The organism is Microbacterium meiriae, assembly GCF_040686935.1.
GTDB lineage: Bacteria > Actinomycetota > Actinomycetes > Actinomycetales > Microbacteriaceae > Microbacterium > Microbacterium meiriae.
This window is the reverse complement of record NZ_JBFBMF010000001.1, coordinates 756,224-771,344: the sequence shown is the minus strand read 5'-3', so window position 1 is coordinate 771,344 and position 15,121 is coordinate 756,224. Positions and strand designations below refer to the sequence as shown.

At 72.6% G+C, this 15,121-nt stretch carries 9 protein-coding genes; all 9 read left to right on the top strand.

What is annotated here, in order from left to right; all coding sequences use genetic code 11:
* Positions 1 to 24 precede the first annotated feature (24 nt).
* The 9 genes from AB0P08_RS03750 to AB0P08_RS03710 are packed head-to-tail and all read left to right on the top strand — an operon-like array spanning position 25 to position 15,107.
* Positions 25 to 1,158, top strand: coding sequence for a serine/threonine-protein kinase (locus AB0P08_RS03750; protein WP_363444843.1), 1,134 nt, complete (start codon positions 25 to 27; stop codon positions 1,156 to 1,158).
* Positions 1,158 to 6,920: an Ig-like domain-containing protein gene (locus AB0P08_RS03745; RefSeq protein ID WP_363588132.1), complete on the top strand. Its 5,763-nt coding sequence runs from the start codon at positions 1,158 to 1,160 to the stop codon at positions 6,918 to 6,920. The genes AB0P08_RS03750 and AB0P08_RS03745 overlap by 1 nt, the downstream gene beginning before the upstream one ends.
* Complete coding sequence (locus tag AB0P08_RS03740; protein ID WP_363588130.1) at positions 6,901 to 7,077, top strand: hypothetical protein; 177 nt, start codon at positions 6,901 to 6,903, stop codon at positions 7,075 to 7,077. The genes AB0P08_RS03745 and AB0P08_RS03740 overlap by 20 nt, the downstream gene beginning before the upstream one ends.
* A gap of 34 nt (positions 7,078 to 7,111) precedes the next feature.
* Positions 7,112 to 8,101 carry an AAA family ATPase gene (locus tag AB0P08_RS03735; protein WP_187663146.1) on the top strand — a complete coding sequence of 330 codons (990 nt, stop codon included), beginning with the start codon at positions 7,112 to 7,114 and terminating at the stop codon, positions 8,099 to 8,101.
* On the top strand, positions 8,098 to 9,468 hold the full coding sequence (locus tag AB0P08_RS03730) for a DUF58 domain-containing protein (RefSeq protein ID WP_363588128.1): 1,371 nt from the start codon (positions 8,098 to 8,100) through the stop codon (positions 9,466 to 9,468). Before AB0P08_RS03735 ends, AB0P08_RS03730 begins: the two co-directional genes overlap by 4 nt.
* A complete protein-coding gene (locus tag AB0P08_RS03725; RefSeq protein WP_363588126.1) occupies positions 9,465 to 12,014 on the top strand; it encodes a transglutaminase domain-containing protein in 2,550 nt (849 codons plus the stop codon). The genes AB0P08_RS03730 and AB0P08_RS03725 overlap by 4 nt, the downstream gene beginning before the upstream one ends.
* A complete protein-coding gene (locus tag AB0P08_RS03720; protein ID WP_363588124.1) occupies positions 12,011 to 13,612 on the top strand; it encodes a DUF5684 domain-containing protein in 1,602 nt (533 codons plus the stop codon). Before AB0P08_RS03725 ends, AB0P08_RS03720 begins: the two co-directional genes overlap by 4 nt.
* Positions 13,609 to 14,436 (top strand): PP2C family protein-serine/threonine phosphatase, encoded by an 828-nt coding sequence (locus AB0P08_RS03715; RefSeq protein WP_280568940.1) that lies wholly within the window; start codon positions 13,609 to 13,611, stop codon positions 14,434 to 14,436. The genes AB0P08_RS03720 and AB0P08_RS03715 overlap by 4 nt, the downstream gene beginning before the upstream one ends.
* Positions 14,433 to 15,107 carry a hypothetical protein gene (locus AB0P08_RS03710; RefSeq protein ID WP_363588122.1) on the top strand — a complete coding sequence of 225 codons (675 nt, stop codon included), beginning with the start codon at positions 14,433 to 14,435 and terminating at the stop codon, positions 15,105 to 15,107. Before AB0P08_RS03715 ends, AB0P08_RS03710 begins: the two co-directional genes overlap by 4 nt.
* The last annotated feature ends 14 nt before the right edge of the window (positions 15,108 to 15,121 follow it).

The following is a 15,121-nucleotide window of genomic DNA, read 5'->3' as shown; positions in this document are numbered from 1 at the left end:
CCCATCAGACCGTGAGGAGCAGGAGTGGCAACGCGCATGGCCGCGACACCGCCGACGCTGGCGGGGTACAGCTACGTGCGTCCACTCGGGTCCGGCGGGTTCGCCGACGTGTTCCTCTACGAACAGGACATGCCGCGCCGCGTCGTCGCCGTCAAGGTCCTGCTCGCGGATGCCGTGAACCCCGAGGTGCTGCAGACCTTCAACGTGGAAGCCGACATCTCGGCGCGACTGAGCGCCCACCCGTCGATCGTCACGATCTACCAGGCGTCCATCTCGGCGGACGGGCGGCCGTACTTCGCGATGGAGTACTGCCCCGACACGATGAGCGCGCGGTACAAGAAGGCCCCGCTCCCGCTCGCTGAGGTGCTGGACATCGGCGTCCGCATGGCCGGCGCGCTGGAGACCGTGCACAGGGCCGGGCTGCTGCACCGCGACATCAAGCCGTCGAACGTGCTCATCAACTCCCTCGGCGCGCCCGTGCTGGCCGACTTCGGCATCGCGGCCGCCGTCATCGAGGAGGGTGAGGGCGAGACCATCGCGATGTCGGTGCCCTGGAGCTCCCCCGAGGTCCTCCAGGAGCGCGTGTCCGGATCCATCCCCAGCGAGGTCTGGAGCCTCGGCGCGACGCTCTACACGCTGCTCGCCGGCCGCAGCCCGTTCGAGCGCGCCGACCGCGGCTCGAACTCCCGCGATCAGCTCACGGACCGCATCATCAAGGCGCGGTACACGGCGGTGCCCGTCGCGGGCATCCCCCCGATCATCGACGACCTCTTCGCGAGCGCCATGCACCGTGACCCGGCGAAGCGGCCGGCGAGCATGGCCGAGTTCGCGGAGAAGCTGCGCTGGGCGCAGTACGAGCTCGGTATCTCGCCGACCGCCTTCGAGGCGGCGTCGGCGGAGTGGGCCGCGGCGGCGCCGGTGAACTTCTCGGACGCGACCGTCCGCGGGCCCGTCATCACGACGGTCGCGCCCGACTCGCGGAGAGCCGCGCGTGCGGCCCGTCCGCAGGTGGCACCCCGCGAGCGGGACGACGTCCCGGCGAGCACCCGCGGCCGGACCCGGTCGCCCCTGGTCGTCGGCATCGTCGGCGCGGTGATCGGCGCGGCCGCCATCGCGGGGATCGGCACCGCGGCCCTGTTCCTCACGGGGATCCTCTGATGGCGGCAGGAAACCGCACCGGCGCCGACGGCGCGACCCCGCCCCGGGGCAAGCTGATCGCGCTGATCTCGGGGATCCTGGCGCTCGTGGTCGTCGTGGCACTCGCGGTGACGGCGCAGGGGTATCAGTCCCAGGAGGTGCCGCGCCTCGAGCCGGCCGTCTGGGTCATGCGCGACAGCGGACAGTACGCGCGCGTCAACACCGAGCTCGCCGAGATCGACACGGTCCGCGACGTCGACGACCCCGAGGCGGTCTGGCAGAGCGGCTCCAGTACGGTGCTCTTCGCCCAGGGGAACCGGCAGCGGTGGGACGTCGATGCGGCCAGCCCCGCCGATCTGCTCTCCGACAGCTCGGAGGAGGGCACGCCGCTCGCCTCGCAGCCGACGCCCGCCGGGACGCGCGACGTGCTCTCCGCCGGGGTCTACGTGGCCTACCGGACCGACACCGGGCAGGTGTCCGTGTCGACCCTGGCCGCCGGGGCGGGGACAGCCCTCGTCGACCCGTTCGCGGAGGTCGAGGTCGAGGAGGGGGAGGACCCGCCGACCTACACCGCCGACGCGATCGGGCTCTCGCCGGACGGCCTGCTCGTCCTCTACTCCGCGGATGAGGGGGCTGTCCGCCGTTTCGACATCGACGAGCACCGGTTCCTCGGGGAGGAGTCTCCGGTGGCCGATGCGCCCGAGGCGGGTGAGGGTCTGGCGATCGCGGTCGTCGGCGAGCGCTGGGCGATGCTGCAGCCGGGGTCGGGTGAGCTGTGGCTCTCCGGACGCGATGAGGTCGTCGCCCTGGACGTCGCCGAGGACGCACGCCTGCAGCGCGGGGCCGCCGAGGGCGATGCGGTGCTCGTCGCCGATTCCGACGGCCTCGTGTCCGTTGACCTCTCGTCCGGCGAATCCGATCGCGTGGCGGAGGCGTCCGGCGTCCCTGCCGCACCGGTCTCCGTCCGCGGGGAGACCTACGCGGCCTGGCTCGACAGCGGCGGCGGGACGCTGTGGAGCGCGGGGGAGACCACCCCGCTGCAGGTCCCTGACGAGACGCTCGACGCGGCCGCCATCGAGCCGGTGTTCCAGGGGAACGGCGACCGCGCGGTGCTCGTCGAGACCGGGACGGGGCTCATCTGGACCGCTCCGGACGGCGTGCTGATCCCGCTCGAGCAGTGGAAGATCGAGGACGACACGGAGCAGCAGGAGGGCACCATCGTCGTCGAGGACGTGGCGGAGCAGCTGCCGCCGGTCGCGGTCGACGACGCGTTCGGCGTGCGCGCGGGGGAGCACGTCATCCTCCCCGTCCTGCTGAACGATCACGATCCGAACAAGAAGGACGTCCTGACGATCGACCCCGAGTCGGTCTCGGCAGGACTCAGCGACCCCGCGTTCGGGGACCTCGCGCTCGTGGCGAACGGGCAGTTCCTGGTCGTCGATGTGAAGGCGGGCTCCGGCCAGGCGAGCTTCACCTACGCCGTGACGGACGGCGCGGCCGTCTCGCCGCCGGCGACCGTGACGCTGACGGTCGTCGATCCCGGCGTCAACTCGGCCCCGGTCTGGTGCGGCGTCGAGGCCTGCACGCAGGACTGGCCGGCGCCGCAGATCCTGGCCGGCGGCAGCACGATCGTCTCGGCGCTCTCCGGCTGGGTGGACCCCGAGGGCGATGCGTTCATCCTGAGCGACGCCTACGAGACGGACTCCTCGGCGCCGGTGATGGTGGCGCCGACGGACGACGGCCGGGTCGCGATCCGGCACACCGATCCGAACGCCGCGGACGCCGTGATCCCGATCACGGTCGTGGTGCAGGACGTGCACGGTGCGACCGCGGAGAAGACCCTCGAGGTCCAGGTCAGCGGCAGTCCCGCGCTCCAGGCGTCGGCTGTCGCGGTGACCGCGCGCGTCGGCGAGCGGCAGTCCATCCGGATCTCCGATCACCTGTCCGGAGGCTCCGGGTCGTATCGCCTCCTGGACGCCGTCCAGACCGCCGCGACCGCGCAGGGCTTCGAGGTCACCCCGAACGCGGCCGCGGGCACCGTGGAGCTGACCGCGGCGAAGCCGGGCCAGTACGTGGTGACCTACACCGTGCAGGACGTCACGACCCAAGCGGAGCAGTCCGCCGTCATCCGCATCACGGCGGTCGACGGCTCCGCGGCGCTCGCCATGGCACCCCTGACCGCGTTCGTGCGCGAGGGCGAGGACACGACCGTCGATGTGCTCCGCGCCGTGCAGAACACCAGCGGACGCGTGCTGCTGCTGTCCGACGCCGTGAGCTCCACGCCGCAGCTCAACGTGCGCGTGGTCGGCAACGAGAGCCTGCGGGTGAACGGCACGACGGAGGACGGAGAGCCCGGTCTGATCGGCACGGCCACCGTCACGGTCGCGGATGGCGCGGGCGGGGCGGTGCAGGGCACGGTGAGCGTGTTCCTCACCCCGCCGTCGACCGTCACCCGCCCGATCGTCTTCCCGGACGCGGTGACGGTGCGCGCCGGCTCGCTCACGCGCATCGAGGTCGCCGCGAACGACGTCGCGCCACGCGGGGAGCCGCTCCTCGTGCTCCCGGAGGTGACGGGATCCGGCGAGCCGGACGAGCTCGTGTTCGCCGACCGCAACGCTCTGCGGTACCTGGCACCGAAGACGCCCGGCACCTATCGGCTGACGTATTCGGTCTCGCTCGAACGGAACCCGTCGCTGTCCGACGACGGCGTCGTGACGGTCACGGTCGTCCCGCCGGGAACCAACCGCGCTCCCACACCGATCACCCTCACCGGTCGCGTCCTCAGCGGCCAGACGGTCACCGTCCCCGTGCCCACGACCGGGATGGACGGCGACGGGGACCGCGTGGTCCTCTCCGGCGTCGATCAGCCGAAGAAGGGCGGCGGCACGGCGACCATCTCGGCGAACGGCGAGGCGATCGTGTACCGGGCGCCGGCCGGCGGAGTGGATGGCGGACAGGTGTCGTTCCGCTACACCGTGCGGGATCCGCAGGGCGAGGAGGGCAGCGGTGCCGTCCGCATCGGCGTCCTCGACGCGGATGTCGACGACGCCGCTCCGGTGACGTTCAGCGATTACGTCCGCGTCGAGGCAGGATCCCGCACACCGGTCGTGCTGGACCCGCGCTCGAACGACCTCGACCCTGCGCAGAGCGAGCTCGAGATCACCGCGCTCGTGCCGAACGCGCCCCCCGTCAAGGGCAATCCGCTGTACGAGCGGCTGAACGCGCTTATCGATTCGGACACCTCCCTGAAGGACGGCCGCGTCGTGCTGCGCGCCGGGGAGACGGCGGGGACGAACTCGTACTTCTACACCGTGAGATCGACGCGGACCGGGAGCACGGCGCAGGGCCTCATCGTGTTGACCGTCACCGAGGGCACGGTCGCCGATCAGCCGGTCATCGCGGACACTGTGCTCACGGCGCGCGACCGTGACGATCTCGCGGACGGCGGTGTCGATGTCGTGACGGACCGGGTGCGGTGGCCGTCCGGCGACGTCTCGTCCCTGCGCCTGAGCCTGTGGGGTGAACAGTCCGGATACACGGTGCGGGGCAACCGGATCATCGGGGAGGCGCCGAAGGAGGGCGCGCTGGTCCCCTTCCAGCTCACCGGCACCGCCGCGGGCGGACGGGACGTGGCCGCCTACGGCTTCCTGCGGATCCCGGCGTTCGACGATATGCAGGTCCAGCTCGTCCCCGGCGCGACACCGGTCGTCGTCGACGAGGACGCGGCCGTGTCGTTCGCGGTGCAGGACTACCTCGATCTGCCGTCGTCGGATGCCGTGGAGATCGGCTCCGGCGCCTTCACTGCTCAGCGGGCCGCAGCGTCGTGCGCGGCCGACGGTCCGCGCAAGGCGGAGTACCGCGCCGGTCGTGAGGCGCCATGGTCGGACACCTGCCTGATCCCGGTGCGCCTGGAAGGTCAGAAGCGCTGGTCCTTCGTCGACGTGCCGGTCAGCATCCGTCCCTCGGAGCCTCAGCTGCTGCTCTCCTCGATCTCGCACACGATCGCCCCAGGGGCCACCGAGAGCGTCGACCTCTACGCCAACATGGCCGCCTGGGAAGGCGGACGCGAGGGCAACGCGGGCTCCCTCGAGTACCGGATCGTGTACTCGGGTTCGGCGTTCGTCGTCACGCAGAGCGGGGCGAAGCTGACGATCGAGGCGCGCGCCGATGCACGACCCGGCAACACCGAGAACGTCAGCGTGACGGTGCCGCAGTACGGTCAGCCGTCGGCCTCCGTGCGCCTGGTCGTCGGCGCGGCCCCGCCCGACGCTCCACGGGGGGGGCACCTTCACGAAGCAGTGCGTCGTCACCAGCGCCAACTGCTCGATCGACGTCGTCGACGTGGCCGGCGAGTACGACCCCTTCGACGGCAAGCCCGGCTCCGGCTTGCGGCTCATGTCGCTCGGGGCAGGCGCGCGCTGCGACGTCGCCTCCATCTCGACGGCCGGCACCAAGACGATCACGGCGAGCTGGCCCCGCGGCGGCCAGGCTCCGGGAGGACAGTGCGTGATCCCGTTCGTCGTGGCCGACGCCCAGGGGCGGACCGGCACGGGAACCCTCACTCTCGACCTGCAGGGCTTCCCGCAGGCGCCGGCGAGCGTCACCACCGTGGGCTTCACCCGCTCGACCGTCGTGCTGGAGGTGCCGCTCGGGGAGGCGCGGCGCGCCCACCCCGGGGTGTCCGGCGTGACCATCCTTCAGGACGGGGCCGCGGCCAACGCCTCCTGCAGTCCGGCCGGTGCCGTGTACCGCTGCACGGTCAGCGGTCTGACCAACGGCGCCCCGCACACCTTCACGGCGGCCGCGGTCAACGCCGTCGGCACCTCGGCGTCCACCTCGCCGCACACGAGCTGGGCCTACGCGGCTCCGGTCGTCGCGAACGCGACGGCCACGCCGGAGTATCGACCTGGTGTCTCGGACCGCGGGCGCGGGGCGGTCAGGGTCTCGATCGACGCCGCCGACGACGCCGTCTCGTTCCGGATCGAGGAGACGGGCGAGGTCATCAACCGCACGGGGGCGACCACCACCGCCGACATCGCGCTGTCGCCGGGAGCGCAGACCCTCACGATCGTCCCGATCAGCCAGTTCCAGCCGCCGACCGGCGGCGGGAACGAGGGTGGTGGCTTCCGCACGTCCGTGACGGTCGCCGGCTCCGTGTACTTCGACCCGGCGGCGACACAGGCGACCGCGGTCTCCAACACGGCGGTGAACGTCTCCGGCATCGCCGCGCAGGCCAACGGCAGCGCCAAGGGCGTCCAGGTCACCTACGTGGCGTGGCGGTCCGGCAACGTCAGCTGCACCGCGAACGGGGACGGCTCGCTGTCGGTCTCCGGCGGAGAGGTGCGCTCCGAGTCCCCCTCTCTGCAGGGGTTGCGGCCGTACCAGCTGTACTACGTCAAGGCGTGCGCGTCGAACGGCTACGGTGTGGCGGAGTCGTCCCCCACGAGCGTCTTCACGTTCACGTTCGTCGACGGCCCCGGTGGCGACACCACCTACACGGTCGCGAAGGACCCGCGGCGCGACGGGAACCGCTACGACTACGGCCTGGCCTCGGCGCCGCGCATCGACGTGGAGAACGGCTTCGTGCCGCAGTACTACATGTACGGGCAGTGGGTCGGCGACTTCGCGCTCACCCCGGACTCGTCCCCGGGGCAGGTCCGTGCCAGGGCCTGCCATGCCACGCAGACCGGCTCGTGCTCCGGAGAGGTGAACATCACCGCGACGACCGCGCCGACGGTGGTCAACGCCGTGTTCCAGCCCTGCATGCCCGTCGTCGAGGGTGATGTCGTGACGGTGTCCGGCGCGGCACGCGGCTCGTACATCCTCGAGGTGACGCCCCTGGTCGACACCCCCGGCACCTTCGACGTGAAGCTCTCGTGGACCGGCGCCTACGAAACACTGACCCCCATCACGCATCGCGTCACGGGCCTGTGCCCCTGATCGCCGAGCACACCGACACGAATACTCTTTCCCTATGCCAGCCACCGCAGCCGCCCCCGTCACCCTCGCCCCCGAACAGGCCTCCTGGTTCGCCGAGACGTTCTCGATCCTGACCGGCAACGTCGAGCAGGCGATCCTCGGCAAGCGCCACGTGGTCGAGCTCGTGCTCGCGACCGCCGTCAGCGGAGGCCACGTCCTCCTGGAGGACTATCCAGGGACGGGCAAGACGGCGCTCGCCCGCGCCGTCGCCCAGACGGTCAACGGAACGAGCAGCCGCATCCAGTTCACGCCCGACCTGCTTCCGGGTGACGTGACCGGCATCACGGTCTACGACCAGAAGGAGGGCACGTTCGAGTTCCACGCGGGGCCCGTCTTCGCGAACATCGTGCTCGCCGACGAGATCAACCGGGCGAGTCCGAAGACCCAGTCCGCGCTGCTGGAGGTCATGGAGGAGGGCACGGTCACGGTCGACGGCGTCACCCGTGCGGTCGGCTCCCCGTTCCTCGTGATGGCGACGCAGAACCCCATCGAGCAGGGCGGCACCTACCGGCTCCCCGAGGCGCAGCTCGACCGCTTCATGATCAAGACCTCCATCGGATACCCGGACGAGGCGGCGACCATGCGCATCCTGCAGGGCGCCGGTCGCCCGAAGACGGTGCTCGACGGCATCGTGGACACCGACACGATCCTCACGATGGCGGAGATGTCGCGCGGCGTGTACGTGAACCCGCTGGTGTCGGATTACATCATGCGCATCGTCGATGCCACGCGCCGGGCGTCCGAGGTCCGTCTCGGTGCCAGTGTGCGCGGCGCCCTCGCGCTGTCCCGCCTGGTGATGACGTGGGCGGCCAAGAACGGACGCACGTTCGTCACCCCCGACGACGTGCGCGAACTCGCCGTCGTCGCCCTCGCGCACCGCCTGGTCCTCGAGCCGGAGGCCGAGTTCGACGGGGTGACGGCCGTGGCCGTCGTCGGGCAGATCCTCCTCGACGTCGAACCCCCGCGCGAGAACGGCACTGCGTGACCTTCAGCACCGAATCCCGCCTGACGCGGACGACCGCGGGCACGAGCACGTCGACGCGGACGTCCACCGTCACGCGTTACGACCGCACGCGCCGCGGTCCCGTGCGCGGCGCGGTCTTCGGCGCGCGTCGCGTCGCCCGCTCCGTGGGCCGCGCGACCAGGGCCACCGTCGGCTGGGTCCGCGAGACGGTGACCACGGCGGGCATGCTCGTGGCCGTCGCGGTGGTGCTCGGTGTGCTCGCCGGGCTGCTGTTCGGCTGGGTGGAGGCCTGGGCGGTGGCCACGATCGCGCTCGTGCTGCTGGTGGCCTGCGTCCCGTTCATCCTCGGTGCCCATGACTACCGGATCGATCTCGTGCTCGATCGCGACCGCGTCGTCGCGGGCGCCGAGATCGGCGCGACCCTGGACGTCCGCAACAACGGCGAGCGCCTCTCGCTCCCCGGTGTCGTGGACGTGCCGGTGGGCGAGGGCCTCGTCGAGGCGCACGTCCCGCTGCTGCGGCCGGGGGCGCATCATCGGGAAGAGCTGACCATCGCCGCGCACCGCCGCGGCGTCATCGACGTGGGCCCCATGACCATCACCCGCGGCGACCCGATCGGCATCCTCCGCCGCGAGCTCCGGTGGCCGGACGTGCAGCGCATCCACGTGCACCCGGTGACCGTGCGGCTCCCCAGCACCAGCGCGGGACTGATCCGCGACCTCGAGGGCACGCCGAGCACCACTCTGGTGGACGCGGACCTCTCCTTCCACGCGGTGCGCGAGTACGTCGTCGGCGACTCGCCGCGCCACATCCACTGGAAGTCCACGGCGAAGACGGGCACCCTCATGGTGCGGCAGTACGAGGAGTCCCGGCACGCGCGCATCGCCGTCATCCTGGATCTCGACCCGGAGTCGTACGCCGACGACGACGAGTTCGAGAACACCGTCAGCGCGGCCGCCTCGCTGGCGCTGCAGGGTGTGCGGGACGGCAGGGACGTGCTGTTCTCGGTGAGCAACGAGATCCCGGAACACGGCCGCGCCGAGGTGCTGTCGATCCGTACGCTGCCCACGGTCACCCCCAAGGGTCTCCTCGACGCGACCTCCACGATCGATCAGACGGCGCGGGTGATGCGGCTCGAGGCCGTCACCGCTCTCACGGCGCAGTCGTATCCCGACCTCTCGATCGGGTTCCTGCTCACCGGTTCCGTCCTGCCGATCGAGCGTCTGCGTCACGCGGCGGTGAAGCTCCCGGCAGCCGTGGAGGCCGTCGCGGTGCGCAGTGAGCTCGGCGCGCAGCCGACGATGCGGACGGCCAGGGAGCTCGCGGTGATGACCCTCGGTGCGCTCGGCGACCTCCCCCAGATGCTCGCCCGCGGAGCGCTGCGGTGAGCGCCGGCGGGCCGAAGCGCGGACGCGCGCGATCCGGACGGGGGTTCGTGCCGTCGGCGCTCCTGCTCTGGTCGTTGGGATACGTGCTGGCCGGTGTGCTCCTCGCCACGGCGGCCGCCTGGCCCGTCTACGAGTCGTCCCGAGCCCTCGCCGTCGGGATCATCGGCGGCCTCCTCGGTATCGCCCTCGCCGTCGTCGCGCGCGTCCTGCGCTGGGGAACGCTGCTCGCCGCGGTTGCCGCGGCCGGCGTGTACCTGCTCGTCGCGGTGCCCCTCGCGATCCCCTCCGCCCTCACCTCCGTGCCCGCGTTCCTCGGCGGTGTGCGGGATGCGGTGCTCGGGGTCGTGCTGGGCTGGAAGCAGATGCTCACGCTGAATCCGCCGCTGGGGGAGTACCAGGCAGTCCTCATCCCCTTCCTCGTCGTGATGCTGTTCGGCTCATTCGTCGCCACGCTGCTCGTCTGGGGCGGGGGCAGGCGGGCGGCGGCGGCCGTCCCGGTGGTGGTGGCGATGAGCGTCTTCGGGATCGCCTTCGGTGTGAGCGGGACGTCCTCTCCCGTGACGGTGGCGGGAATCCAGCTCCCCGCGCCGCGCGAATGGCTGGTCGGGGTGGCGGTCTTCGTGGTGTCGCTGGTCTGGCTCGTCGGGCGCACGCGCCTGCAGCGCGCCGCCGCGCTGCGCAGCGTGGCGGCGGCGAACATCTCCCGTCGCGCGACCCCCGCCTGGCTCACCGTGCGCCGGCACCTCCTCTCGGCGGGGCTGGCCGTGGTCGCCCTGGCTGCGGGCTTCGCGATCGCCCCCGCCGCGGCCGGCTGGTCCGACCGCTCCGTGCTCCGCGACGAGATCGAACCCATGGTCGTGGTGCAGGAACAGCCGAGTCCGCTCAGCTCCTACCGGTCCTGGTTCTCCGGCGACACGCTGGACACGCCCGTGGTGCAGCTGGAGGGCGACCCCGGCGCCGTGGACCGCCTCCGCCTGGTGACCCTCGACGCGTACGACGGCGAGGACTTCCACATCGACGCCGACGACCGCTTCAGTCGTCTGCCGCGCTCCGCCCTCCCGGGCTCCGGCCGGGTGACGCTGGAGGTGACGATCGGCGACGCCTACCGCGGGATCTGGGTGCCGGCACCCGCCGGACTCGCGGAGGCGCCCGAATTCTCCGGGGAGCGTGCCGACGCGCTCGCCGACGGCTTCCATGTGAACGCCGACGGCGACACCGCGATCACCGTCGCCGATGCGCCCGGTGGCGGGGAGGGCCTCGTGCCCGGTGACCGCTACTCCGTGCTGATCGATGCGCCGGAGAAGCCCGGCGACATCACGGCCCTCCAGGGCGGCCGGTCGACCCTCGACGCCGATCGATACCCCGCGCTCGTTGAGTGGGCGGAGATGCAGGAGCAGCCGCGCACCGGCGCCGGCTACCTCGAGCTGATCGATCGCCTCCGGTCGCGGGGCTACCTGAGCCACGCGCTGCTCGAGGATGCCTCCGCTGCGGGGTGGATCGCGGCGCTCCAGGCGTCTGAGGGATACGCGTTCGCGCCCAGCTACGCCGGACACTCGGCCGCGCGCATCGAGGAGCTGTTCACCGAGCTGACGGAGCAGGAGCGGCGGGCCGGTCCCGACGCCGACCCCGAGCTGCTCGTGTCGGCGGTCGGTGACGACGAGCAGTTCTCCGTGGCCGCGGCGCTCCTCGCGCAGCACTGGGGTCTCGAATCCCGTGTGGTGCTGGGCGCACGACTCGCGACGGCGGAGGAGGTCCCGGGGATCCCGGCCTGCACCGAGGTCTGCACCGGCGCGAACATGAGCGCCTGGGTCGAGGTGCGTGCTTCGGGCGACGAGTGGATCCCGGTCGATGCGACGCCGCAGTACGCGATGCTGCCGAGCGCCATCACCGAGGGAGAGCAGCTGCCGGAGCACCCGACCGTTCCGGAGCAGCCGCGGTCCGAGGCACTGGACCCGCCGCAGGCGCAGAGCGACGCGAACAACGACGCGCCCCCGCTGGAAGAGCCGGGCTCGGAGGTCCTCGCCTTCCTGCTGCCGATCCTCACCGGGGCCGGACTGGGTCTGCTCGCCCTGCTCCTGCTGGCCCTGCCGTTCCTTGTGCTCCTGGTCGCGAAGAGTCGACGTGCCCACGCGCGCCGCACGGCCCCGGACCCCGAGGTCCGGCTCGCCGGCGCCTGGGAGGAGCTCGCCGACGTGTACGCCGACCACGACGTGCCCATGGTCGCGCAGGGCACCCGGACGCAGCGCGCACAGTCGAGCGGTCGTGCGGCCGCGCAGCGGCTGGCCGCTCTCGTGGACCGCGCCGTCTTCGCCGAGCACCCGCCGACTCCCGACGACGCGACGGCCGCGTGGGCGATCGTGGATGCGGAGCGAGCGGAGCTGGCGAAGACGGGGACGCGGTGGCAGCGTCTGCGCACGCGTGTGCGGCCGACGTCTTTCGTCGCGAGGACGCGCTCCCTGCGTCTCCCCGGCTTCGGCGCGCGACCCACGCTCGGTACGCTCGGAGGGACCGGTTCACTGGATGACCGGAAGAAGGGGGACTCATGACCGCGCCCGCGGACTCCGGTCCGGCCACGATGCTCGCCATCATCGTCGGACTCGGCCTGCTCGTCGGCCTGGCCGTCTACGTCTGGTACGCCCTGGCGCTCTCGCGCCTGTTCCCCCGCATCGACGGGGAAGGGTGGAAGGGATGGGTGCCCGTCCTCAACGAGGCCGAGATCCTCGCCCGCGGGGGAGTGCCCGCCTGGTCGGTGGTCTTCTACTTCATCCCGCTCGTGCAGCTCTACGGCATCTACCTCAAGGTCGTCGCCACGCATCGCATCAACCGGCGGTTCGGACGGGGCGCGGGGATGACGGTCCTCGCCATCCTCCTGCCGCCCGTGTGGGCGACCATCCTCGCGTGGGGCCCGGCGCCCTATCCGGAGGGGGACCGACTCGCGGCGCTCCAGCCGGGTCCGCGCCGTAGTGCTCCGCCTTCCGCGGCTCCCGCGCGCGACGCCTCGGGGTACACGATCCCCTCCCTCGCTCCGGCGGGGAACGGATCGCCGGAGGCGCCGTCGCTGATCTTCCCGGACTACGCCGCGCCGCCCGCGGTCGCTCCGACCCCACCCCCGGGTGCCCCGCCGACCGCGGGTGCGCCGCAGGGCGAGCCCGCGGCACCGAGGTCGTTCGCGCCGCCGGTGTTCGCTCCGCCTGCCGCGCCGCCGGCTCCGTCGTCCTCGACGCCGTCTCCGTCGTTCGCACCACCGGCGCCGCCCGCGCCGTCGCCCGCGGCTGCTCCCGTTCCGCCGGCTGCGCCCGTTCCGCCGACTGCCTCGATTCCGCCTGCTGCCCCGGTTCCGCCGGCGGCGCCCGTGCTTCCGCCCGCGGTGGCTCCGACACCACCGTCCCCGGCCGCACAGCCGACGCCCTCCGCTCCCGCGCAGCCGACGACCGGCATCATGGCCGCGATGGGCGACGTACCGCCGGCCGCCCCGCAGCCGGCGCCGGCCCCTGCTCCCTCCGTGGACTCGTCGCCGAGCGAGGAGCCCGCTGCCCCCGCGCCGGCTCCGGAGGCGAACCGTGTCGTCCGACCCGTGCCGCCCTCGTTCCGCGACGGCGGTCAGCCCGAGGCCCCGCAGATGCCCACGATCCGCCCTGTTCCGTCGATGACGGCTGCGGCACCCGCGGCGGAGCAGAGCGCGCCGGCGCCTGCCCCCGCGACAGAGGCGCTCGCGGTCCCGGGCGGTCTGGTCCCCGACGTCGACAAGACCGTGGTGACACCGCGCCCGACCGACGACGACCTCGATGCCACGGTGGTGGTCGCCCGCAAGCGCGGCGTGCGGCGGGTCCTCGTGCTGGACGACGGTCGCCGGTTCTCGCTGTCCGGTGCGAGCGTCGTGATCGGCCGGAACCCCACAGGCGAGCCGGGCGAGCAGCGGCTGGCCATCCCGGACACCACGCGCACGCTGTCGAAGACCCACGCCCGCCTGGTGGTGCAGGAGGACGAGTGGCGACTGACCGACCTGCACGCCACCAACGGCGTCGTGGTAGTCGCGGACGACGGCTCGGAGACCCTCCTGGACGCCGGGGAGAGCGTGGTCGGCACCGGCCGGTTCATCCTGGGCGAAGTGGGCATGCACGTCGTCGCGGAGCGCGATTCGTGACGGTGGAATCCGTCGTTCTCCGGGTCGCCGCGCTGACCGACACCGGGCTCACGCGGACGGCCAACGAGGATGCGGTGCTCGACGCACGCCCGGTCTTCCTGGTCGCCGACGGCATGGGCGGTCACGACGCCGGTGACCGCGCCAGTGCGGCCGTCGTCGCCGCCTTCGAGCCGTTGCGGGGGCGAGCGGTCGACGTCGGCGACATCAGCGACGCTCTGAGCCGTGCCACGGCCGTGGTCGAGGCGATCGCCGCCGCGCACAAGCGCGGCGCAGGCAGCACCGTGACGGGTGTGGCCCTCGTGGAGCACGAGGGCGCGCCGCACTGGCTCGTCTTCAACGTCGGGGACTCCCGGGTCTACCGGCACCACGGCACCGAGCTGGCGCAGCTCACGATCGACCACTCCCTCGGGCAGGAGCTCGTCGATGCCGGGGAGCTCCGCCCCGAAGACCTCGCCTCGTTCTCGCGCCGCAACGTCATCACGCGGGCGGTCGGCGCTCCGGACAGCACCGCGGACAGCTGGCTCCTCCCCGTCGTCGACGGTGAACGGCTCCTGCTGTGCTCCGACGGGCTCACCGGCGAGGTCAGCGACGAAGCCATCCGTGCGACGCTGACCATGAACGGCCGTCCCGAGACAGCGGCGGCGGCTCTGGTGCGCCGCGCGCTGCAGGGCGGCGGACGCGACAACGTCTCGGTCCTCGTGATCGACGTCGTCTCCGGCGGCGCGCGGACCCGTGCCGACGACGCGACGGGCGGACGGGCCGCGGTGTCCGCGCTCACCGACTCGATGCTCGACGGCACGACCGTCCCGGTACGGGCGCGATGAGCGGCGACGAGGTCGAGGAGACCGTCATCCTGACGCGGCGGGACCGCCGGCGGGCCGAAGCGGCCGTCGACCCGGTGCCCCCGGCGGCCGATGACACATCGTCCGCCGTCGACGAGGCGACCATCGTGGTGGATCGCGCGAAGCCGGCTCCGGCTCCCGACCGGACCGACGATGCCGCAGTGGACGCGCCCGAAAGCACCGTCGCCGATGAGCCGGACGATGCCGGGCCCGAGGACGCCGCGGGTGAGGCCATCGACGACGCGACCGTGGTCGTCGATCGGTCCGCACCTCCGGCGGCCGACGCCCCCGAGGACGCCACCGTGGCGGTCGCGCGTCCGGCTCGACGCCTGCGGCGGAAGAAGGGTGCCGCCGCAGCAGGCGACGGCATCGCACCCGAGACCGCCGGGCCGCAGTTCACGGTCGATTCCTTCGCCGCCCCGGACGGTGCACCGGCCCCCGCGATCTACAAGCCCCGACCGGCACCCCGCACCCCCGTCGCCCCGCCCGTCGTCGTCGGGGCGGCCGCACCCACGCGGGTGGTGGAGCCCGGGCTGCCCTCCGTCGCCAAGCAGGCGCAGCGGTGGAGCGTCTTCACCCTCGCTGCGACCGTCGGCGCGAGCGTCGTGTCGGTGGCCGGTCTCGTGGTGCTGGGCTTCGTCGTCTTCGGCTGAGGAAGCAGGCGCCG